15 protein-coding genes are annotated in these 19,721 nt (G+C 66.9%); 7 read left to right on the forward strand and 8 right to left on the reverse strand.

What is annotated here, in order from left to right; translation table 11 throughout:
• Nucleotides 1-11 precede the first annotated feature (11 nt).
• Both gdhA and panB read right to left on the reverse strand, forming a co-directional pair.
• On the reverse strand, nt 12-1,361 hold the full coding sequence (gene gdhA / locus BKA04_RS00150) for an NADP-specific glutamate dehydrogenase (protein WP_408646420.1): 1,350 nt from the start codon (nt 1,359-1,361) through the stop codon (nt 12-14).
• 72 nt (nt 1,362-1,433) lie between these two features.
• A complete protein-coding gene (panB, locus tag BKA04_RS00155; RefSeq protein WP_104094601.1) occupies nt 1,434-2,267 on the reverse strand; it encodes a 3-methyl-2-oxobutanoate hydroxymethyltransferase in 834 nt (277 codons plus the stop codon).
• A 73-nt stretch (nt 2,268-2,340) separates the two neighbouring features.
• Between panB and BKA04_RS00160 the strand changes: the two genes are divergently transcribed.
• Together BKA04_RS00160 and BKA04_RS00165 are read left to right on the forward strand one after the other, a co-directional pair.
• A complete protein-coding gene (locus BKA04_RS00160) occupies nt 2,341-3,681 on the forward strand; it encodes a glutamine synthetase family protein (protein ID WP_104096533.1) in 1,341 nt (446 codons plus the stop codon).
• A gap of 5 nt (nt 3,682-3,686) precedes the next feature.
• Nucleotides 3,687-6,674, forward strand: coding sequence for a bifunctional [glutamine synthetase] adenylyltransferase/[glutamine synthetase]-adenylyl-L-tyrosine phosphorylase (locus BKA04_RS00165; RefSeq protein ID WP_104094602.1), 2,988 nt, complete (start codon nt 3,687-3,689; stop codon nt 6,672-6,674).
• Here the strand turns inward: BKA04_RS00165 and glnA are convergent.
• A complete protein-coding gene (glnA, locus tag BKA04_RS00170; protein ID WP_104094603.1) occupies nt 6,662-8,086 on the reverse strand; it encodes a type I glutamate--ammonia ligase in 1,425 nt (474 codons plus the stop codon). The two genes, BKA04_RS00165 and glnA, sit on opposite strands and share 13 nt — an antisense overlap.
• Nucleotides 8,087-8,228: 142 nt before the next feature.
• Here glnA and BKA04_RS00175 point away from each other — a divergent pair, with 142 nt between their 5' ends.
• Nucleotides 8,229-8,645 carry an RDD family protein gene (locus BKA04_RS00175; RefSeq protein WP_104094604.1) on the forward strand — a complete coding sequence of 139 codons (417 nt, stop codon included), beginning with the start codon at nt 8,229-8,231 and terminating at the stop codon, nt 8,643-8,645.
• Between the two features lie 18 nt (nt 8,646-8,663).
• Here BKA04_RS00175 and BKA04_RS00180 read toward each other — a convergent pair whose 3' ends face one another.
• Nucleotides 8,664-9,389, reverse strand: a complete 726-nt coding sequence (locus BKA04_RS00180; RefSeq protein ID WP_104094605.1) for a DUF4191 domain-containing protein — start codon at nt 9,387-9,389, stop codon at nt 8,664-8,666.
• A gap of 109 nt (nt 9,390-9,498) precedes the next feature.
• Between BKA04_RS00180 and BKA04_RS00185 the strand changes: the two genes are divergently transcribed.
• On the forward strand, nt 9,499-11,052 hold the full coding sequence (locus BKA04_RS00185) for a protein kinase domain-containing protein (protein ID WP_167309621.1): 1,554 nt from the start codon (nt 9,499-9,501) through the stop codon (nt 11,050-11,052).
• On the opposite strand, the gene sucB is transcribed toward BKA04_RS00185, so the two are convergent.
• The 3 genes from sucB to BKA04_RS00200 all read right to left on the reverse strand — a co-directional run bounded on the left by sucB (nt 11,049) and on the right by BKA04_RS00200 (nt 15,631).
• On the reverse strand, nt 11,049-12,605 hold the full coding sequence (gene sucB / locus BKA04_RS00190; RefSeq protein ID WP_104094607.1) for a 2-oxoglutarate dehydrogenase, E2 component, dihydrolipoamide succinyltransferase: 1,557 nt from the start codon (nt 12,603-12,605) through the stop codon (nt 11,049-11,051). The two genes, BKA04_RS00185 and sucB, sit on opposite strands and share 4 nt — an antisense overlap.
• Before the next feature lie 56 nt (nt 12,606-12,661).
• Nucleotides 12,662-14,035 carry a dihydrolipoyl dehydrogenase gene (gene lpdA, locus BKA04_RS00195; RefSeq protein ID WP_104094608.1) on the reverse strand — a complete coding sequence of 458 codons (1,374 nt, stop codon included), beginning with the start codon at nt 14,033-14,035 and terminating at the stop codon, nt 12,662-12,664.
• A gap of 96 nt (nt 14,036-14,131) precedes the next feature.
• Complete coding sequence (locus BKA04_RS00200; protein WP_104094609.1) at nt 14,132-15,631, reverse strand: leucyl aminopeptidase; 1,500 nt, start codon at nt 15,629-15,631, stop codon at nt 14,132-14,134.
• A gap of 124 nt (nt 15,632-15,755) precedes the next feature.
• Here BKA04_RS00200 and BKA04_RS00205 point away from each other — a divergent pair, with 124 nt between their 5' ends.
• Complete coding sequence (locus BKA04_RS00205) at nt 15,756-16,691, forward strand: proteasome assembly chaperone family protein (protein ID WP_104094610.1); 936 nt, start codon at nt 15,756-15,758, stop codon at nt 16,689-16,691.
• Between the two features lie 139 nt (nt 16,692-16,830).
• Here the strand turns inward: BKA04_RS00205 and BKA04_RS11890 are convergent, their stop codons facing one another.
• Nucleotides 16,831-17,235 (reverse strand): hypothetical protein, encoded by a 405-nt coding sequence (locus BKA04_RS11890; protein ID WP_198413278.1) that lies wholly within the window; start codon nt 17,233-17,235, stop codon nt 16,831-16,833.
• On the opposite strand from BKA04_RS11890, the gene BKA04_RS00210 reads away from it, so the two are divergent.
• Both BKA04_RS00210 and BKA04_RS00215 read left to right on the forward strand, forming a co-directional pair.
• On the forward strand, nt 17,204-18,979 hold the full coding sequence (locus BKA04_RS00210) for an RNA polymerase sigma factor (RefSeq protein WP_198413279.1): 1,776 nt from the start codon (nt 17,204-17,206) through the stop codon (nt 18,977-18,979). The genes BKA04_RS11890 and BKA04_RS00210 overlap by 32 nt on opposite strands.
• Before the next feature lie 6 nt (nt 18,980-18,985).
• Nucleotides 18,986-19,684, forward strand: a complete 699-nt coding sequence (locus BKA04_RS00215) for a coenzyme F420-0:L-glutamate ligase (protein ID WP_104094613.1) — start codon at nt 18,986-18,988, stop codon at nt 19,682-19,684.
• Nucleotides 19,685-19,721 lie beyond the last annotated feature (37 nt).

The raw sequence follows: 19,721 nt of genomic DNA on the forward strand, positions 1-19,721 counted from the left end.
GGAGTGGCCAGCTACACGAGCCCCTGGGCGAGCATCGCGTCGGCCACCCGCACGAAACCGGCAGCGTTGGCTCCGACGACGTAGTCGCCCGGATGCCCGTAGCGCTCGGCCGCAGCGAAGGCGGCCGCGTGGATGTCCGCCATGATCCCGCGCAGCCTCAGCTCGCTCTCCTCGAAGCTCCAGTGCTCACGAGCGGCATTCTGCGCCATCTCGAGTGCCGAGACCGCGACTCCTCCTGCGTTGGCGGCCTTGCCGGGAGCGAACAGGACGCCGGCCTGGGCGAACGCTTCGACAGCATCCGGCGTGCACGGCATGTTGGCGCCCTCCGCGACGGCGATGACACCATGGCGAACGAGCGCCGCTGCGTCATCCGAACCGAGTTCATTCTGGGTGGCGCACGGGATGACCAGCTGGCCAGGCACCTCCCACACGCGTCCAGAGCTGACGAACCTGGCGCTCGGGCGGCGACGGGCGTACGCGGAGATCCGCTCGCGGCCGGCCTCCTTGAGCTCTTTGAGCAGGTCGAGGTCGATGCCGGCCTCGTCGACGATGAAACCCGATGAGTCGGATGCCGTGATCGGCTTCGCTCCGAGCTGCTGCAGCTTCTCGATCGCGTAGATCGCGACATTCCCCGACCCGGAGACGATCGCGGTCTTGCCCTCCACGCTGTCCCCGCGCACGTCGAGCATCTCCTGCAGGAAGTACACGGCCCCGTAACCGGTCGCCTCCGTGCGCACCTGCGCGCCGCCCCAGCCGATGCCCTTCCCGGTCAGGACGCCGGACTGGTGCGCATTCGTCATCCTCCGGTACTGCCCGAACAGATAGCCGATCTCTCGGCCGCCGACGCCGATGTCGCCGGCCGGGACATCCGTCTGGTCGCCGATGTGGCGGTAGAGCTCCGTCATGAAGCTCTGGCAGAACCGCATGACCTCTGCGTCCGATCGACCGTGCGGGTCGAAGTCGCTTCCGCCCTTCGCTCCGCCGATCCCCTGACCGGTGAGCGCGTTCTTGAAGACCTGCTCGAATCCGAGGAACTTCATGATGCTGAGGTTCACACTCGGGTGGAACCGCAGTCCGCCCTTGAACGGTCCGAGCGCGGAGTTGAACTGCACGCGGTATCCGCGGTTGACGCGAGCAGCGCCATCGTCGTCCACCCACGGGACGCGGAACATGATCTGACGTTCCGGTTCGACCAGGCGCTCCAGGATGCCGGCCTCGACGTATTCCGGATGCCCCGCGACCACCGGGGCGATCGACTCCAGGACCTCGCTCACGGCCTGGTGGAACTCGGACTCCATGGGGCCGCGCGCGACGGCCGCGTCGTAGGCATCGGACAGGACGGTGGATGTGGACGGATGCACGATGCTCTTTCCCTCGAAACCAGAGCGCGCACTGCTGGAACCTGGCGCGGATGGCGCCGAACGGCTGCTGCGTTACTCGTAGTTGTGCTCAGGGGCCGGGTAGGCCCCGTTCGCAACGTCCGCCCGGTAGGCGTCGACGGCATCCGAGAGGATCCCCGAGAGGTTCGCGTACTGCTTCACGAACTTCGGGATCCGACCCGTGGTGAATCCGGCCCAGTCTGTCCAGACCATGAGCTGGCCATCGACATCCGGACCAGCGCCAACACCGATCGTCGGAATGCGCAACTCTCTGGTCACCTGTGCGGCGGCCGATGCCGGAACCATCTCCAGCACCACGGAGAACGCACCGGCATCTTCGACGGCGTGCGCGTCGGCGAGAAGCTGCTGGAGCCCTTCGCCGCGTCCCTGAATTATATGTCCGCCCAATCCGTGCTCGCTCTGGGGTGTGAATCCGATGTGCGCCATGACGGGGATTCCGGCGGAGACGATGCGACGGATCTGCTCTGCGCTGCGCGCCCCTCCCTCGAGCTTCACGGCGTGCGCGTGCGTCTCCTTCATGAATCGGAACGCGGTGTGGAGGGCCTCCTCAGGGCCGCTCTCATAGGAACCGAACGGCATGTCGGCGACGACGAATGCGCGGGACACGGCGCCGGCCACGGCACGGGTCAGGGGAATGAGCTCGTCGATCGTCACGGGAAGCGTCGTGTCGAAACCCAGAACGTTGTTGCCCGCAGAGTCTCCGACGAGCAGGAAATCGATCCCCGCCTTGTCGAAGATCGCGGCGCTCAGCTGGTCGTAGCTCGTGAGGCCGGTGATCTTGATTCCGTTCTCCTTGGCGGACTGGAAGTGCCGGGTACGCACCTTCTTCAGATTCGCCTGGGCGGCAACCGCTGCAGGATCAGTCATGCAGCGAGTCTAGCCACTAGCCTGATAGTCGGGCCGGAAACGGTCGTTCGCCCCTGTGACGGGAGAGGAGCTCATGGACAAGCAGCGTGACTTCGTTCTGCGCACCATCGAAGAGCGCGGCGTCAAGTTCGTGAGACTGTGGTTCACGGATGTCGTGGGAACCCTCAAATCCGTCGCCATCGCGCCGGCGGAGGTGGAGGGCGCGTTCGCGGAGGGCGTGGGCATCGACGGCTCGGCCATCGAGGGACTCACGCGGCTCTACGAGGCGGACGTTCTGCTGCATCCGGACCCCGCGACGTTCCAGATCCTCCCCTGGCGGGGGGAGATCGACCCGACAGCGAGGATGTTCTGCGACATCAGGACCCCGGATGGCGAGCCGGCCGTCGCCGATCCGCGAAACGTCCTGAAGCGCACGCTCGCCAAGGCCGCCGATCGCGGATTCACGTTCTACACGCATCCGGAGATCGAGTTCTACCTGCTGACGAGTTCGAAGCTCGACGACAAGGGGCGGCCCGTTCCGGTCGACTCCGCAGGGTACTTCGACAATGTGCCGGGCGGGACTGCGCACGACTTCCGCCGCCGTTCGGTGAGGATGCTCGAAGACCTCGGCATCTCCGTCGAGTTCAGCCACCACGAGGGCGGCCCGGGGCAGAACGAGATCGACCTGCGCTATGCGGATGGACTCACGACCGCCGACAACGTCATGACGTTCCGCACCGTCGTCAAGGAGGTGGCCATCGAGCAGGGCGTCTACGCGACGTTCATGCCTAAGCCGTTCTCCGAGCATCCGGGCTCTGGCATGCACACGCACATGTCACTCTTCGAGGGGGACACCAATGCATTCTTCGAAGCCGGTGCCCAATACCAGTTGTCGAAGGTGGGTCGCCAGTTCATCGCGGGGCTCCTGAGGCACGCACCGGAGATCACCGCCGTCACGAACCAGTTCGTGAACTCCTACAAGCGACTGTGGGGCGGCGGGGAGGCGCCGAGCTTCGTGTGCTGGGGCCACAACAACCGGTCGGCGCTCATCCGCGTTCCTCTTTACAAGCCCAGCAAAGGACAGAGCTCCCGCGTCGAGTACCGCGCGATCGATTCGGCGGCCAACCCCTACCTCGCATACTCGCTCATGCTCGCAGCAGGGCTCAAGGGCATCGAGGAGGGTTACGACCTCCCGGCAGAGGCCGAGGACAACGTCTGGAATCTCACCGACTCCGAGCGCAAGGCCCTCGGCTACAGTGCATTGCCGGCGAGCCTCGACCATGCGACGTCGATCATGGAGGGCTCGGAGCTCGTGGCCGAGACGCTCGGCGAGCAGGTGTTCAACTACGTGCTGCTCAACAAACAGCGGGAATGGAACGCCTACCGCTCCCAGGTCACACCGTTCGAGCTCGACAGCAACCTGGAGATGCTCTAGAGCGCATGGCCCGGTCCTTGTCTTCGGATGGGCGCGCGTCGCTCACTGAACTCGCGAGGCTCGGTTTCTCGGAACTCGCCGCCGCGGGTGCGAAGCTCGCCGCATTCGACCCGTCGCTCGTCGGGCTCTTCGCCGCGAGTGCGAACCCGGACCAGGCTCTCAACTATCTCGTTCACCTTCGAGACCAGTCGCCGGATCAACTGGCCCGGGCGCTCTCGACGCCGGATGCCGCGCAGCGGCTCATCCGCGTGCTCGGGGCATCCGCGGGGCTGGGGGAGTTCTTCCGGCGCCGGCCGTCGGAACTGGAATCCCTCGCCGACCCCCTGACGGGCTTGCCGCCGCTCGAGACGATGCGGAGCTCGCTCGTGAGCGCGGTGGAGGACGCGCTGTCCCGTGCCACCGGACCGTCGGCGAACGGCGTGGACGACGCCATCGTCGCGCTGCGGGTTCGCTATCGCAGCATCCTGGCCCGCATCGCCGCGTTCGACCTGGAGCAGATCGACCAGCTGTCCGGGGTGGAGGCGGTCGCCGGATGCCTCTCCGACCTCGCGGCCGCCGTCATCGACGCCGCGCTCGAGCTCGCACGTCGGCACGTGCCGTTCGCGGAGCGGGAAGTCGAGGCAACGCGGTTGAGCGTCATCGGGATGGGTAAGGCGGGTGCACACGAGCTCAACTACCTGAGCGACGTCGACGTCATCTACGTCCTGGATGCCGACGCGAGCCTGTCACCACAGCGCGCTCTCGAGATCGGCACCCGGTTGGCGATCGAGCTCGCTCGGGCCATCCAGGGCCCGTCGTCCGAACCCGAGCTGTGGGAGGTGGATGCGAACCTTCGCCCGGAGGGGAAGGACGGCGCCCTCGTGCGCACGCTCGACTCCCACCTCGCCTACTACGACCGGTGGGCGAAGGCGTGGGAGTTCCAGGCGCTACTCAAGGCCCGGCCGCTCGCCGGCGACCGGGAACTGGGCGATCGCTATGTTGCGGCGATCTCCCCGCTCGTCTGGACGAGTGCGGGTCGTGCCAACTTCGTCGAGTCCGTGCAGCACATGCGCGAGCGCGTCACGGAACACATCCCGCCGGATGAGCGGGACGTGCAGTTGAAGCTCGGCCGCGGCGGATTGAGGGATGTGGAGTTCACCATCCAGTTGCTGCAGCTGGTCCACGGGCAGGTCGATGACGGAGTGCGCCAGGCCGGCACCCTTCCCGCCCTCGTTGCCCTGGCCGAGCGCGGCTACATCGGGCGTGAGGAGGCCGCGACGTTCGCGCGTGATTACCGGTTCCTGCGACTGCTCGAACACCGCATCCAGCTGTCGACGCTCAAGCGATCGCACCTCATGCCCCGGGACGAGGGCGCGTTGCGCGTACTCGCGAGGGGCAGTGGCCTCGCATCGAGCGCAGCCGATCTGCTCGACCAGTGGCAGGCGGTCAAGACGGAGGTGCGGACACTGCACGAGCGGCTGTTCTACCGCCCGCTGCTGTCCGCCGTTGCAGGCCTTCCTGAGGAGGGGTTCGCGCTCACGAGCGAGCAGGCTTCCGCCCGCCTGGCGGCCATCGGCTTCACAGACCCCGACGGCGCGCTGCGGCACATCGGCGCCCTCACTGCGGGCCTCTCCCGCAGGGCGACCATCCAACGCAACCTGCTGCCGATCCTGCTGCAGTGGTTCGCGGAGGGCACCGATCCGGATCACGGCCTGCTGGTGTTCCGGCGATTGAGCGACGCACTGGGGGAGTCCCACTGGTACCTTCGGATGCTGCGCGATTCGTCGGGTGCCGCTCATCGGCTCACCCAGGTGCTCTCCGGCTCACGATTCGTGGGCGACCTGTTCGAGAAGATCCCGGAGTCCGTCGCCTGGCTGGAGGATGACGACGATCTCGCCCCGCGCCCGATCGGGGTCCTGCTCGAGGAGGGCGAGGCGATCATCGCGCGCCACTCCGACGACCCGGATGCCGCAGCGCAGGCGGTGCGGACCGCGCGTCGACGCGAGATCCTGCGCCTGGCCCTTGCGAGCATCCTCGGACTGGTCAGCGTGCAGCAGCTCGGCCGGGCGCTGACCGACGTGACCACCTCGACCATCCGCACGGCGCTGGCGATCGCCCGCCGCCGGCGGCAGGACGAGATCCCCGCCGGGATGGAGTTTGCCGTCATCGGCATGGGGCGGTTCGGCGGGCAGGAACTCGGATTCGGGTCCGACGCCGATGTGATCTACGTCTACCGGGCCCCGGAGGGTGACGGGGAGGCGGCCCAGAAGGCGGCTGAGCGCCTCGTCGCCGACCTGAACGCGCTCACCGAGGACGTGCAGGTCCCGCTCGAGCTCGACATCGATCTCAGGCCGGAGGGCAAGAACGGTCCGGTGGCGCGTTCCCTGGATTCCTACTCCGCCTACTACGCCCGCTGGTCGCTCACCTGGGAGGCGCAGGCTCTCCTGCGAGCGCACGGGGTGGCCGGGGACGAGACGCTCATCACGGGCTTCCAGAGCCTGGCCGATGGGGTGCGATACCCGGCATCCATTTCGGACTCGGACCTTCGCGAGGTCAAGCGCATCAAGGCGAGGGTGGAATCGGAGCGCCTGCCCCAGGGTGCGGAGCCTTCGCGTCACCTGAAGCTCGGGCGCGGCTCCCTCAGCGACGTCGAGTGGCTCGTGCAGCTGCTGCAGCTGAGGCATGGTGCCGCGATCGAGGGGCTGCGCACGACGTCGACACTCGACGCGCTCGCCGTCGCCCAGGAGTCTGACCTGCTCACGGCATCCGAGGCCCGGATGCTGCGCGAAGCGTGGATCTTCGCCTCGCGCACGCGATCGGCCCTCACGCTCTGGACGTCGAAGACGACTGATGTGCTGCCGAACGACCGCGCACAGCTCGACGGCGTTGCCCGGCTCATGGGTTATCCGCCCGGCTCAGCGAGCCGACTGGAGGACGACTATCTGCGCGTCACGCGGCGCGCCCGCAAGGTCTTCGAGGAGCGTTTCTACGGAAAGACCGGTCACACCCCGTAGTACAACTCGTACTCGTACGGGTGCGGGCGCAGCGACATCGGGGCGAGTTCCTTCTCGCGCTTGTAGGCGATCCAGGTGTCGATGAGGTCCTGCGTGAAGACGCCCCCCTCGAGCAGGAAGTCGTGGTCGGCCTCGAGGGCCAGCAGCACGGCGTCGAGCGTCACCGGGAGTTGCGGGATGTTCTTGGCCTCCTCTGGCGGCAGCTCGTAGAGGTCCTTGTCGATCGGGTCTAGCGGCTCGATCTTGTTGCGGATACCGTCGAGCCCCGCCATGAGCTGAGCGGCGAAACCGAGATAGGGGTTGCCGGATGCATCAGGGCAGCGGAACTCGATGCGCTTCGCCTTCGGGTTCGTTCCGGTGATCGGGATCCGGATGGCCGCAGACCTGTTGCCGGCCGAGTACACGAGGTTGATGGGGGCCTCGTAGCCCTTGACGAGCCTGCGATAGCTGTTGATAGTCGGGTTCGTGAACGCGAGCACCGCCGGGGCGTGCTTGAGCAGCCCTCCGATGTACCAGCGAGCGAGATCGGAGAGTCCGCCGTATCCGCTCTCGTCGTAGAACAGCGGCTTGCCGTCGTTCCAGAGCGACTGGTGCGTGTGCATCCCCGAGCCGTTGTCGCCGAAGAGCGGTTTCGGCATGAAGGTGGCCGTCTTGCCCCACAGTTCTGCCGTGTTCTTGACGATGTACTTGAACTTCAGGATGTCGTCGGCGGCGTGCACCATCGTGTCGAAGCGGTAGTTGATCTCCGCCTGGCCACCGGAGCCGACCTCGTGGTGGGCGCGTTCGAGGATGAGTCCGGCGTCGATGAGCTTGAGGCTGATGTCGTCGCGCAGGTCCGCCTGTTTGTCGACGGGGCTCACCGGGAAGTAGCCGCCCTTGAACGGCGTCTTGTTGCCGAGGTTTCCGCCCTCTTCGATCCGTCCGGTGTTCCAGGCGCCCTCTTCAGAGTCGACCGCGAAAAAGCTCGCGTTCTGCTTCACCTCGTAGCGAACGTCATCGAAGATGTAGAACTCTGCCTCAGGGGCGAAGAACGCCGTATCCGCGATACCCGTCGAGCTCAGGTACTTCTCGGCCTTGCGAGCCACCTGGCGCGGATCCCGGCTGTAGATCTCGCCGTTGCGGGGGTTGTAGATGTCGAAGAGCATGACCAGGGTGCGCTCGGCGCGGAACGGGTCGACGAACGCCGTCGTCACATCCGGGATCAGCTGCATGTCGGACTCGTGGATGGACGCGAACCCGCGGATCGAGGAGCCGTCGAAGAGCTGACCCACGGTGAAGAATTCGTCGTCGACGGAGGCCGCAGGGATGTTGAAGTGCTGCTGCACCCCCGGGAGATCGGTGAATCGCACATCCAGGAATTTGACGTCGGTGTCCTTGATGAACGCCAGGACTTCGGATGGATCACTGAACATGGAAGGTCTCCTTGGCCTCGTTACGGTCGGTGGTTGGCGCGTGCAACCAGTGGGACTCTACGCGCCGCCAATTTCGTGACGGTATCACGAGTGTTTCGCCCATGTTTCGAGGTGTGAAGAGCGGCTCGCATAGGATCGAAGCGTGTCCGCCGCGAATCCTGCCCTGCCCCCCGCCGAGCAGCGCTGGCCCGGCGAACGACTGGGACTTCCGGACAGCGGTGCGCGATCGATCGGACGGCCCGGACGCCGGATCGGGGCACTCGCGGTCGACTGGGGGCTGAGCGTTCTCGTGTCCGTGGCGTTCTTCCAATACGACGGGTTCGCGACGCTCGGGATCTTCGCCGTCACCCAGATCGTGTTCATCGCGTTCGTGAGCGGAAGCATCGGGCACGTGGTGTTCCGGATGCGGGTCGTCCCGCTGAAGGGCGGCTGGATCGGCGCGTGGCGCCCCATCCTGCGGACGCTCCTCCTGTGCCTCGTCATCCCGGCGCTCATCTGGGACCGCGACCAGCGCGGCCTGCACGACAAAGCCGCAGGAACGGTCCTCGTCGTCCGCTAGCGCCGCGTGCACGCGCGTTCAGGCGCGTCGCTGGGCGCGGGCCTTCATCGGGTCGATGCCCTTGGGGATCGGCAGGTTCGGTCCCTTGTGCAGGGAGCTCACGCGGTTGCTGACGGCGTAGATCTCGGCCTTGTTGAGCACCTTCTTGAAGCGCCCGAGCCGCCGCGCCAGCTTGTGCAGCGGAATCGCATCCTCATCCGGGCCCACCTGGAGCACGTTCACGGGAACGTTCGGAAGGATGCGGGAGATCTTGCGGCGCTCATCGTCGACCATCTTGTGCGTGCGGGATGCCGGACCCTCGCCGATGAGCACGACGCCGCCCTTGCCGACCGCGCGGTACACGGCATCCTGGGTCTTCGGGCTGATGGCGATGGGCATCTCGCTTCCGGTCCAGCCTCGCGGCAGAGAGCTCTTCAAGACCGCTCCGACCGCGCCCGGTTGTCCCTCGATCTGCGAGTATGCCGCGCGCTCCGCCTTGCGGCCGAGGATCACCAGGAACGCGAGGAGACCACCGAGCACGCCGGCGACCACCCAGAGGATGATGCCGGGCACATTGTCGCCGGAGAGGATGATGCCGAGAAGGATGCCGACGAGCACAGGAAGTGCGAAGCCGAGCGCCATCCACCAGATCGCCGTCGAGTCGTAGCGCCGGGTCATCTGGAAGACCTGGTACATCTGCTTGAGTCGACCGGGTTCCTTGGCCACCTTGAGGGCCTTCGGCTTTGCTGTGCTGGTTCGTGCCATGACTCCAACGATACCGGCTCCACTCCTGCACCGGCGCTCCCCGTCGTCGTTCGGCACCGCCGCCGATCGAAACGCAGGCACCGCATCGGGAACGCCTCAGGATGTGGTCGTGGAATCACTCGGCGGCTATCGGCTTGTTCGGAGACTGGGCGCCGGCGCGAACAGCGAAGTATGGCTGGGAAGCGATGGCGCGGAGACCGTCGCGGTGAAGGTGTATCGCGCCGAGGCGGACGGCGCGCGAATCGACGCGGAGATCGAAGCCCTCGGGCGCGCATCGCACCGCCACATCCTCAGGCTCGAGGATCTCGCCATGGGGCCGGGCGGGAATCCGTGCCTCGTACTCCAGCGGCTCTCCTCACTGAGTCTCGCGGGGTTGCTCGCGCGGTCGGCGCCCACCCCGGGGGAGGCCGTCACGATTCTTGTCCCCCTGGTGCGCGCTGTCGCCGAACTGCATCGCGTCGGTGTAGCCCATGGGGCGCTGAGGGCGTCCGCCGTACTGTTCGACGATTCAGGGGCTGCCGTGCTCGCCGGCCTCGGAAGGGCGATCCTCTTCGGAGACTTTCCCGCGGACAGCGGTGCGAGTCTTCCCCCGGCGCGGATGGCGGTGGAGTCCTCCGTGGCGCACGACCTCGCCGGCCTTGTCTCGATCTGCACAGCGACGGCGACACGCGACGAAGAACTCTCCCGGTGGCTCTCGTCTTGCTCTCCGCGCGACGGGCACGACTTTGCCGAGGAGTTGGTCGAACGGCTGTACTCGAGCGCGGATCCCACTCCCGTTCGCCTGGGCCTCCTGCGTGGTCATCGCGAGTTGGAGAGTCGCGCCGGTCCCGGCAGCATCCCGGAGCGCATCGGCGGGATGGGCCGGCCCGCCGCGGAGCCCGTGGCGCCGCTGCCGGCCACCGACCCCGCGGCCACCGACCCGGCGACCACCGACCCGGCGACCACTGGGCTGGCGTCCACCGAGCTGGCGTCACTGCTGCACCTGCCGGACGACGCGGCGAATTCGTTGATGCGGTGGATGGGCGCACTCCTCGAGCGCGGCCCGATTGCGACGGTCAAGGCCAGGGTCGGGGAGGTGCTGCGGCCCGTCCGGAAAGCGGTGTGGATCGTCGCGGGCCTGGTCGCTGTCGTCGTCGTGGCAGTCACGGCCGTGCTGCCGCCCGGTGCCTCCGGCCGGGACGACCCGCCCGTCGCGGTGCCGGTCGAGACGACGGCGACGCCCGCTGCCCTGGGCCCCGCAGTGTCCGCCGCCATCGGTGGCGACGACCCCGCGCTCGCCGCGATCGCGCTCCTGGACGCGCGCGCCGGCTGTTTCAGCGCATTGTCGGTCCTCTGCCTCGATGCTGTCGATCAGCAGGGGTCAGCGGCCATGAGTGCGGATGCCGCGCAGATCCGTCTGCTTCAGGCGGGTGGGGTCGCGGAAGGTTCGACGGGCGTGCCTCCGCACTCGTTGCAGGCGGAGTCGTCGCCGACGACATCCGACCGATTGACTGCAAAGGTCGTGGAGCGTCTCGGCGACAGCGTGCTCCTGGCCGTGACGGTCACAGACTCGACGGGCACAGACGCGACGGGCACCCCGTCCGGCTTCTCGGTTCTCCTCATCCGGATCGACGGGGAGTGGCGCATCCGCGACGTCCTCGCGACCGGAGGGCCCGCGGGCTAGATTCCGAGATCCGCCTGGAAGTCTCCGGCTTCGAGACGCTCCTTGACGGCCACCAGGAATCGGGCGGCATCCGCACCATCAACGATGCGGTGATCGTAGGACAGGACGAGGAACGCCATCGAACGAATGGCGATCGCATCGAGGCCGTTGTCGGTCACGACGACGGGCTTCTTCGTCACGACTCCGGTTCCGAGGATCGCCGATTGCGGCAGGAACACGACGGGCGTATCGAACAGTGCGCCGCGCGAGCCGGTGTTGGTCACCGTGAAGGTTCCTCCCGCGAGCTCGTCCGGCTTCAACTGGTTGTTCCTCGTGCGATCGGCCAGGTCCGCGATCTCTCCGGCGATCCCCGCGATGTTGAGGTCGCCGGCATTGCGGATCACCGGGGTGAGGAGGCCGCGCTCGGTGTCCACAGCGATGGAGATGTTCTCCTGGCCGGGGTAGACGATGTTCTCACCGTCGATCGTCGCGTTGATGATCGGGTACGCCTTGAGCGCCTCGGCGGCGGCCAGGGTGAAGAACGGGAGGAAGGTCAGCTTGTGGCCGGTCTTCTCCTGGAACCGTGCCTTGACCTCGTCCCGGAACGAGGAGACGGCCGTCACGTCGACTTCCACGACGGTGGTGAGTTGTGCCGATGACTGCATCGACACGACGGCGCGCTCAGCGACGACCTTCCGCAATCGAGACATGGGAACCGTCGTGCCGCGCAACGGAGAGGTTTCGAGGCTCGTGCGGGCGGCCGCCTTGGCCGGCGCAGCACCGGATGCTGCAGTGCCGGATGCCGCGGAGAGGACATCCTGCTTGCGGATGCGGCCTCCGATGCCCGACCCGTTGATGGTCGAGAGATCGATCCCGCTCTCGTTTGCGAGTTTGCGCACCAGTGGGGTCACGTAGCCCGCGTTCGCGTTGGGTGCGGCGGATGCAGAGTCCTCGGCGGGCACTGCGGCCGGTGCTGCGGGAGCCGGTGCTGCGTGCGCGGGCGCAGCCGGGGCTGCAGGAGCGGGCGGAGCAGCCGGTGCAGGCTCGGCAGGAGCAGCTGGTGCCGCGGCAGCAGGGACCGGCTCGGCGGCAGGGGCCGGCTCGGGAGCAGGGACCGGCTCGGGCTCAGCAGCGGGCGCTGGTGCCGGCGCCGCGGGAGGCTCTGGGGCTGCCGGGGCAGCGGGAACCGGCGCAGCTTCCGCCGGTGCGGCGGCGGGTGCGGCGGGTGCCGGCTCGGCTGGAGCGGCCGTCGCCGTCGCTGCCTCTGCCGGCGCGACCTCTTCGGGAGCCGGCGCGACCTCTGCAACGGGCGCCTCGGGAGCGGGCGCGCTTCCCGATCCGTCTCCGACGGTTGCGAGTGGTGTTCCGACCTCGACGGTCTCGTCCTCCTGGACCAGGATCGCCTCGAGGACGCCGGCGACGGGGGAGGGGATCTCGGTGTCGACCTTGTCGGTCGATACCTCGACCAGCGGTTCGTCGACTTCGACGCGGTCGCCGACCTTCTTCAACCAACGGGTCACCGTTCCTTCGGTGACACTCTCTCCGAGTGCCGGGAGGTTGACGGATTCGCTCATCAGTGGTGCTCCTTCAAGACCGTGGTTGTCCCCTCAAGCATAGTTCGCCCTTCGCGCTAGATCGCGTGGAGCGGCTTTCCCGCGAGGGCGAGGAACGCCTCACCGAGTGCTTCGCTCTGGGTCGGGTGAGCGTGGATGAGCGGGGCGATGTCCTCCGGGTATGCCTCCCAGTTGACCGCCAGCTGAGCCTCACCGATGAGTTCGCCGACGCGCGCTCCGATCATGTGGACGCCGACGACCGGGCCATCGTTGACCCGTACGACCTTGATCGACCCCGACGTCCCGATGATGTGGCTCTTGCCGTTCCCGGCGAGGTTGTAGTCGTACGCCGTGACCTTCTCGTCGCCGTACTGCTCCCTGGCCTTCGCCTCCGAGAGCCCGATGGAGGCGACTTCCGGATCCGAGTAGGTGATCTTCGGGATGTTGACGTCGGAGATCACGATGGGGTTCAGCCCGGCAATCTCCTCGGCCACGAAGATGCCCTGCTGGAAGCCGCGGTGGGCGAGCTGAAGGCCGGGGACGATGTCGCCGACGGCGTAGACGCCGGGCACGTTGGTCGCGAGTCGCTCATTCGTGAGCACGAAACCACGGTCCATCGCCACACCGACCTCCTCGTATCCGAGGTTGTTCGTGGACGGGCCACGACCGACCGCGACGAGGAGCAGCTCGGCCTCGACGGTCTCGCCGTTCTCGAGCGTGACGACGACGCCGGACTCGTTCTGCGTCACGCTCTGGAAGCGCACACCCAGCTTGAACTCGATCCCGCGCTTGCGGAACGCGCGCTCGAACTGCTTGCTGACGGTTTCGTCTTCATTGGGGACCAGGTGCGGCAGTGCCTCGACGATGGTGACCTCTGCACCCCAGGAGCGCCAGACGCTGGAGAACTCCACCCCGATGACGCCTCCGCCGAGTACCGCGACCTTGCGCGGTACGAACGGGAGTTCGAGGGCCTGCTCCGAGGTGATGACCCTGCCGCCGATCTCGAGCCCCGGAAGAGACCTGGAGTATGAGCCGGTCGCCAGCACAACGTTCTTGCCGGTGATCCTGTCTTCGCCGACCTGGACCGTCGTGGGGGAGACGAGCCTGCCCTCTCCCTCGATCACGGTGATCCCGCGGCCTTTGATGAGGCCCTGGAGCCCCTTGTACTTGCTCGCGACGATTTCCTCGCGGTAGGCGGTCACGCCGGCGATGTCGATGCCCTCGAACGCGGTCGTGACGCCGTACTTCGCGGACTCGCGCGAGACATCCGCGACCTCCGCCGAGTGCAGCAGCGCCTTCGTGGGGATGCAGCCCACGTGCAGGCAGGTGCCGCCCAGTTTGCCCTTTTCGACGAGAGCGACGCTCATCCCGAGTTCGGTCGCCCTGAGCGCTGCGGCGTATCCGCCACTGCCTGCTCCGAGCACGACAAGGTCAAAGTTTTGTTCCGACACCGGGCGACTCCCTTGAGTTTCAGCCTGTGCTCGCACCGAGCGCACGGGGCGCAACGAGACTTCGAGCCGGCAGGTCTTCCCGCCACTTCGACTTTACTACGCGCGCGAAATTCGCTCAGCCAGTGCGAGGAGGGTCCTCACCGTGACAGCGGTCGGCCCTTTGCCGGTGTAACCGAATCCTGCCCCGTCGTTGTGGGCGGGTCCGGCGATGTCGAGGTGCGCCCAGGGGATGCGGGAGCCGTTCTCGGCCTTGCCGACGAACTCCTGAAGGAAGACGCCGGCGAGCAGCATGCCGGCCGCCGTACTGCCGATCTTGGCGTTGGCGATGTCGGCGACGTCGGAGTTCAGGAGTGTGCGGAGTTCTGCGGGCAGCGGCATGGGCCAGAAGCTCTCACCCACGGACTTCGCCGTGTCGACGACCTCGGTCACGAGCGTGTCGTCACCCATGACCCCCACGTACCGATCGCCCAGCGCAACGCGCGCAGCTCCCGTGAGCGTCGCGACGTCGATGATCGCATCCGGGTGCTCCTCGCTCGCCGCGACGAGTCCGTCGGCGAGAACGAGGCGTCCTTCGGCATCCGTATTGAGGACCTCGACCGTCTTGCCTCCGCGGATGGTGAGCACGTCGTTCGGGCGGATGGCCGACCCCGACGGGAGGTTCTCTGCGATGCAGAGCCACGCCGTCACCTTGATGTCGAGCCCGAGGCGAGCCGCCCCGATGGCCACGGCGAGGACCGTTGCAGCCCCCGTCATGTCGTACTTCATTCCGACCATGGATGCCGCAGGCTTGAGGGAGAGGCCGCCGGAGTCGAACGTGATGCCCTTGCCGACGAGCGCGAGATGCCGATGCGCCCCCTCGGGCGAGTATTCGACCTTGACGAGTCTCGGCGACCTCGTGGAACCCTGCCCCACGCCGATGATGCCGCCGAATCCTCCCGACGCGAGCTCCGCATCCGCGAGGACCGTGACCGTGACCGGTGCGCCGACCGCGAGCTCCTGGGCCGCGGCGGCGAATGTCTCGGGGTAGAGGTCGAGCGGCGGCGTGTTCACGAGATCGCGCACGGAGTGGATGACACCAGCGACGATCCGGGCGCGGTCGACGGCGCCGGACCCGTTCGAGACCGCGGAGATCACGGTGATGTCGCTCGCCGGGAGCTTCGACGCGTCCTTCGGCTGGGAACGGTAACGAGTGAACGAGTATGACCCGATCGCAGCACCCTCGAGGATCGCGAGCACGTCCTCCTCGCTCGTCGCGGGAAGCGCGATCGACATCGAAGCGGCTCCCAAGACCTGGCGGGCCGCCGAACCGGCCGCCCTCCGAAGCACATGGGGAGTCACCGGCGAGGTACCCAGACCGATGAGAGCGATGCTCCGCGGTGCGCCGGATGGCGCACTCGACGGTGTGGCGAGTCGTCTGAGTTCGTCCTCAGCGCCCGTGACACCGAGGGCGGCGAGGGATGCTGCGAGTTCCTGCAGTGCAGGCTCGGACGACTGCAATGTCGGTCCGGAATCGGAACTCGTGACGCCCAGCACGAGAACGTCGGATGCGACGGAGAGGACGGAATCGGAGGAGAGATGAAGTGCGGCGACAGTCATTCGGCCATGCTATCCGGCGCAACCGGGTGGCGGATGCCAGTCCGGCTCCTCCTGTTCGCTCAGGGCTTGAGCCCACGCCGCCGTTCTGACAGCACCCCCGATTCGGCGCGGTTAGAGTTGAGGGATGGAAGACCCCGAGGGCCTCTACACGCTCAGTCCGGACGTCGTCGACGTCCCGGCCGGGCTGCCGCTCGTCGCGGGTTTGACCGGTTTCGCGGATGCCGGAGGGGCAGTCAGCCTGTTCACGACCAACCTTCGTGAGACGCTGCCGTCGACCGTGATCGCCACATTCGACAACGACGCGCTCCTCGACTACCGTGCGCGCCGCCCCACGATCTACTTCGAGCAGGATCACCTGACGAACTATCAGCCGGCCTCGCTCGAGCTGCGCCTCGCAACGGACGAGATCGGCCAGCAGTTCCTGCTCCTCAGCGGGTACGAGCCCGACTTCCAGTGGGAGCGTTTCACGTCGGCGGTGTTGGGGCTCGTCGCACGGTTCCAGGTGAAGTCGACGACCTGGGTTCACGCGATCCCCATGCCGGTACCGCACACCCGGCCCATCGGAGTCACGGTCAGCGGCAATCGGTCCGAACTCATCGAGACGTTCTCGGTGTGGAAGCCGCACACCCAGGTGCTCGCCAACGCCCTGCACCTCGTCGAATACCGACTGCAGGAACTCGATCACCCGATCGCCGGATTCGTGCTCCTCATCCCGCACTACCTCTCCGACACCGAGTTCCCGGATGCCGCATTCAAGGCGCTCGAATCCGTCAGTTCCGCGACCGGGCTCATCTTCTCGACTGCGACTCTCCGCGAAGAGGGCAGGGAGTTCGTCGAAAAGATCGACAAGCAGGTCGAGGGCAACCCGGAGCTCGCGAGGCTCGTCGGCACGCTTGAGGAACGTCACGACTCCTACATGGCGGGAAACCCGCTGAGATCGCCGCTCATCGACGAGGATGGCGAACTGCCGACGGCGGATGAGATCGCTGCAGAGCTGGAGATCTTTCTCGCGCTGCGGCACAACGGTGACGACGACCAGACGAATCCACGCCCGGAGTAGTCGAGGACGGAATAGCCGGAGAGCAGGCCCTGTTGTCCCTGGTGAAGCCCGATCGCTGAGGGGTGCTGTCGGAGCATTGTCCGATTCCGTGCAATAATTGAGCACGGACCCGTTCAGGTCGTCACGTGTTGTGAAAGGCTCACGCCTCACAGTTCAGGGACTTGACATGGGTCCTCGTACTGCCCAAAAACGGTCGACGCGGACCCCCGTGGCCGTCGACCGCCGACAGCACGAGGGTTCTTCTGACGAAAGGTGACCTCATGGCAGCCAGGAGCAAGGCCACCGCCTCCACAGAGACCGAGAAGGCGTCATCATCCGCAGGAGTGAATTCGGACGCCAGGCCGACGGGCAGGATGATGGCCGCGGCCAAGGCCCTGGCGTCACGGGCGCGCAAGGGGCGGGGTTCGGCCGAGGTGCCGACGGCCGCGGATGAGCCGTCAACGTCTCCATCATCGAAAGCGAGCGCGGCGTCACGCGCAACATCAACCATGAAAGCTGCGACAACAAAAGCAATGACCACACCAGCAACGACGAAGACTTCCACGAAAACGACGTCGACGAAACCGGCGACAGCGAAGGCGTCGCCGGCCGCGAAGTCGACGGCGAGCAAGACCAGCGCGACCAAGACCACGGCGACCAAGACCACGGCGGCCAAGACGGCGCCGACCAGGACGGCGGCAGCGTCGAAGGCCACGGCTGAGAAGACTGCGGCGAAGGCGACAGCGAAGGCTGCGCCGAAGGCGACAGCGAAGGCTGCGCCGAAGGCGGAAACGGCGTCGGCGAGCAAGGCCAAGGCCTCGGCAACCAAGACTTCGGCCGCCAAGACTCCGGCCACCACGACGGCCGCGGCCAAGGCGGCGCCCACGAAGGCAGCGTCGACCAGGACAGTGAAGTCGGCATCGAGTGCAACCGCAGGCACGAAGGCTGCGGCATCAAAGGCTGGTACGAAGGCTGCAGCGTCAAAGACCGGCACGAAGGCTGCCCCGAAGCCCGCCGCCAAGCCCGCCACCACGCCGGCGACGAAGTCCTCAGGGAAGTCCTCGGCGAAGAAGGCGTCCGGCACCGGTGAGGTCGACGTGAGCGATCTCGAGGCCGAGGTCGGCGAAGACGAGGAGATCGAGGACATCGTCGCTGACGACGATGACGAGGTCGTGGACGACGACTCGACCGATGAGGTGGAGGCAGAGGATGCGGACGAGCCGGTGGCGGAGGCCAAGGCCGGCGCCGCGGCATCCAAAGAGGACGGCGAGGACGCCGGCGATGACGACTCCGACGAGGAAGAGGGCACCTCAGAACCCCTGCCGACCGGTGCCCTTCGCCTATCCCTCGTGGACGATGAGGACGAGGTTCCCGTCTACTCCGCGGCCATCACGGGTGCCACGGCCGACCCGGTCAAGGACTACCTGAAGCAGATCGGAAAGGTCGCGCTTCTCAATGCCGCCGAAGAGGTCGAACTCGCCATGCGGATCGAGGCGGGCCTGTTCGCCGAGGACAAGCTCGCGAACGGCAAGGGCAAGATGACGAAGGAGCTCGAGCGTGAGCTGCGGTGGGTCGCGAAGGATGGCCAGCGCGCAAAGTCACACCTTCTCGGCGCGAACCTGCGCCTCGTCGTGAGCCTTGCCAAGCGCTACACCGGCCGCGGAATGCAGTTCCTCGACCTCATCCAGGAGGGAAACCTGGGCCTCATCCGTGCCGTCGAGAAGTTCGACTACACGAAGGGCTTCAAGTTCTCCACCTATGCGACCTGGTGGATCCGTCAGGCGATCACTCGCGCGATGGCCGACCAGGCTCGCACGATCCGCATCCCCGTGCACATGGTCGAGGTCATCAACAAGCTCGCCCGCGTGCAGCGTCAAATGCTGCAGGACCTGGGCCGTGAGCCCACGCCGGAGGAGCTGAGCCGCGAGCTCGACATGACGCCGGAGAAGGTCGTCGAGGTGCAGAAGTACGGTAGAGAGCCGATTTCGCTTCACACCCCTCTCGGCGAGGACGGCGACAGCGAGTTCGGTGACCTCATCGAGGACACCGAGGCGGTCGTCCCGGCGGACGCCGTGGGCTTCACGATGCTGCAGAAGCAGCTCGAGAGTCTGCTCGATTCGCTCTCGGAGCGTGAAGCCGGCGTCATCCGGATGCGGTTCGGCCTCGGCGACGGGATGCCGAAGACGCTCGACCAGATCGGTGACACCTTCGGCGTGACGCGCGAACGCATCCGCCAAATCGAGTCGAAGACCATGGCGAAGCTTCGCCACCCGTCACGCTCGCAGTCGCTGCGCGATTACCTCGAGTAAAAGACCATGGCCGCGAAAGCGAATGAGGGCAAGGCCCTCGAGGTCGAGGTCGACGGTGTCCGGTTCCTGCGGATTCCGATCACGACGCGTCTCGTCGGCCCGCAAGACGACATCGTCGAGATCGTCACGACGTATGCGCCGGGGCAACTCGAGGCGGGGGACCGGCTCTTCATCACCGAGAAGATCGTGGCGATCACCCAGGGCCGCGCATACCCGGTCGACTCGATAACGCCGCGTCCGCTCGCCGTGAGGCTCTCGAAGTACGTGACGAAGACGCCGGGCGGCATCGGTCTCGGGATGCCGGAGACCATGGAAATGGCTCTGCGGGAGTGCGGTACGGTTCGCATCCTGTTCGCAGCGGCCGTCGCCGCCGTCACGAAGCTGTTCGGTGCGCGCGGTGCATTCTACGTGGTGGCCGGACCGAAGGCGCGCGGCATCGACGGGCCGACGAGCGGGACGATCCCGCCATACAACTCCCACGTCGTTCTCGCGCCGGACAAGCCGGGCGAGGTTGCGCGCCGGCTCAAGTCAGCGCTGCGGCCCGATATCGACGTGCTCATCGTCGATATCAACGATTTCGGGGGTAACGTCCTCGGTTCGACCCTCCGTTCGAGCGACAACAGGCTCGTCGAACGGGTGCTGGCCGACAACCCTCTCGGGCAGGGGCGGCAGAGCACGCCGCTCGGCATCATCCGTCGCGCCTGAGACGCGATCGACCCGCACCCCGAACTTTCGCGGCCCT

Source organism: Terrimesophilobacter mesophilus (assembly GCF_014200375.1).
In the GTDB taxonomy this organism is placed as follows: Bacteria; Actinomycetota; Actinomycetes; order Actinomycetales; family Microbacteriaceae; genus Terrimesophilobacter; species Terrimesophilobacter mesophilus.

What these genes read in the sequence shown, in the direction of transcription:
- BKA04_RS00165 (WP_104094602.1), top strand. Translation starts at nt 3,687, where the DNA reads ATGGCCCGGTCCTTGTCTTCGGATGGGCGCGCGTCGCTCACTGAACTC.
- BKA04_RS00215 (WP_104094613.1), top strand. Translation starts at nt 18,986, where the DNA reads ATGGCCGCGAAAGCGAATGAGGGCAAGGCCCTCGAGGTCGAGGTCGAC.
- BKA04_RS00200 (WP_104094609.1), bottom strand. Translation starts at nt 15,631, where the DNA reads ATGACTGTCGCCGCACTTCATCTCTCCTCCGATTCCGTCCTCTCCGTC.
- BKA04_RS00180 (WP_104094605.1), bottom strand. Translation starts at nt 9,389, where the DNA reads ATGGCACGAACCAGCACAGCAAAGCCGAAGGCCCTCAAGGTGGCCAAG.
- glnA (WP_104094603.1), bottom strand. Translation starts at nt 8,086, where the DNA reads ATGTTCAGTGATCCATCCGAAGTCCTGGCGTTCATCAAGGACACCGAC.
- sucB (WP_104094607.1), bottom strand. Translation starts at nt 12,605, where the DNA reads ATGAGCGAATCCGTCAACCTCCCGGCACTCGGAGAGAGTGTCACCGAA.
- BKA04_RS00205 (WP_104094610.1), top strand. Translation starts at nt 15,756, where the DNA reads ATGGAAGACCCCGAGGGCCTCTACACGCTCAGTCCGGACGTCGTCGAC.
- BKA04_RS00210 (WP_198413279.1), top strand. Translation starts at nt 17,204, where the DNA reads ATGACCACACCAGCAACGACGAAGACTTCCACGAAAACGACGTCGACG.
- panB (WP_104094601.1), bottom strand. Translation starts at nt 2,267, where the DNA reads ATGACTGATCCTGCAGCGGTTGCCGCCCAGGCGAATCTGAAGAAGGTG.
- BKA04_RS00160 (WP_104096533.1), top strand. Translation starts at nt 2,341, where the DNA reads ATGGACAAGCAGCGTGACTTCGTTCTGCGCACCATCGAAGAGCGCGGC.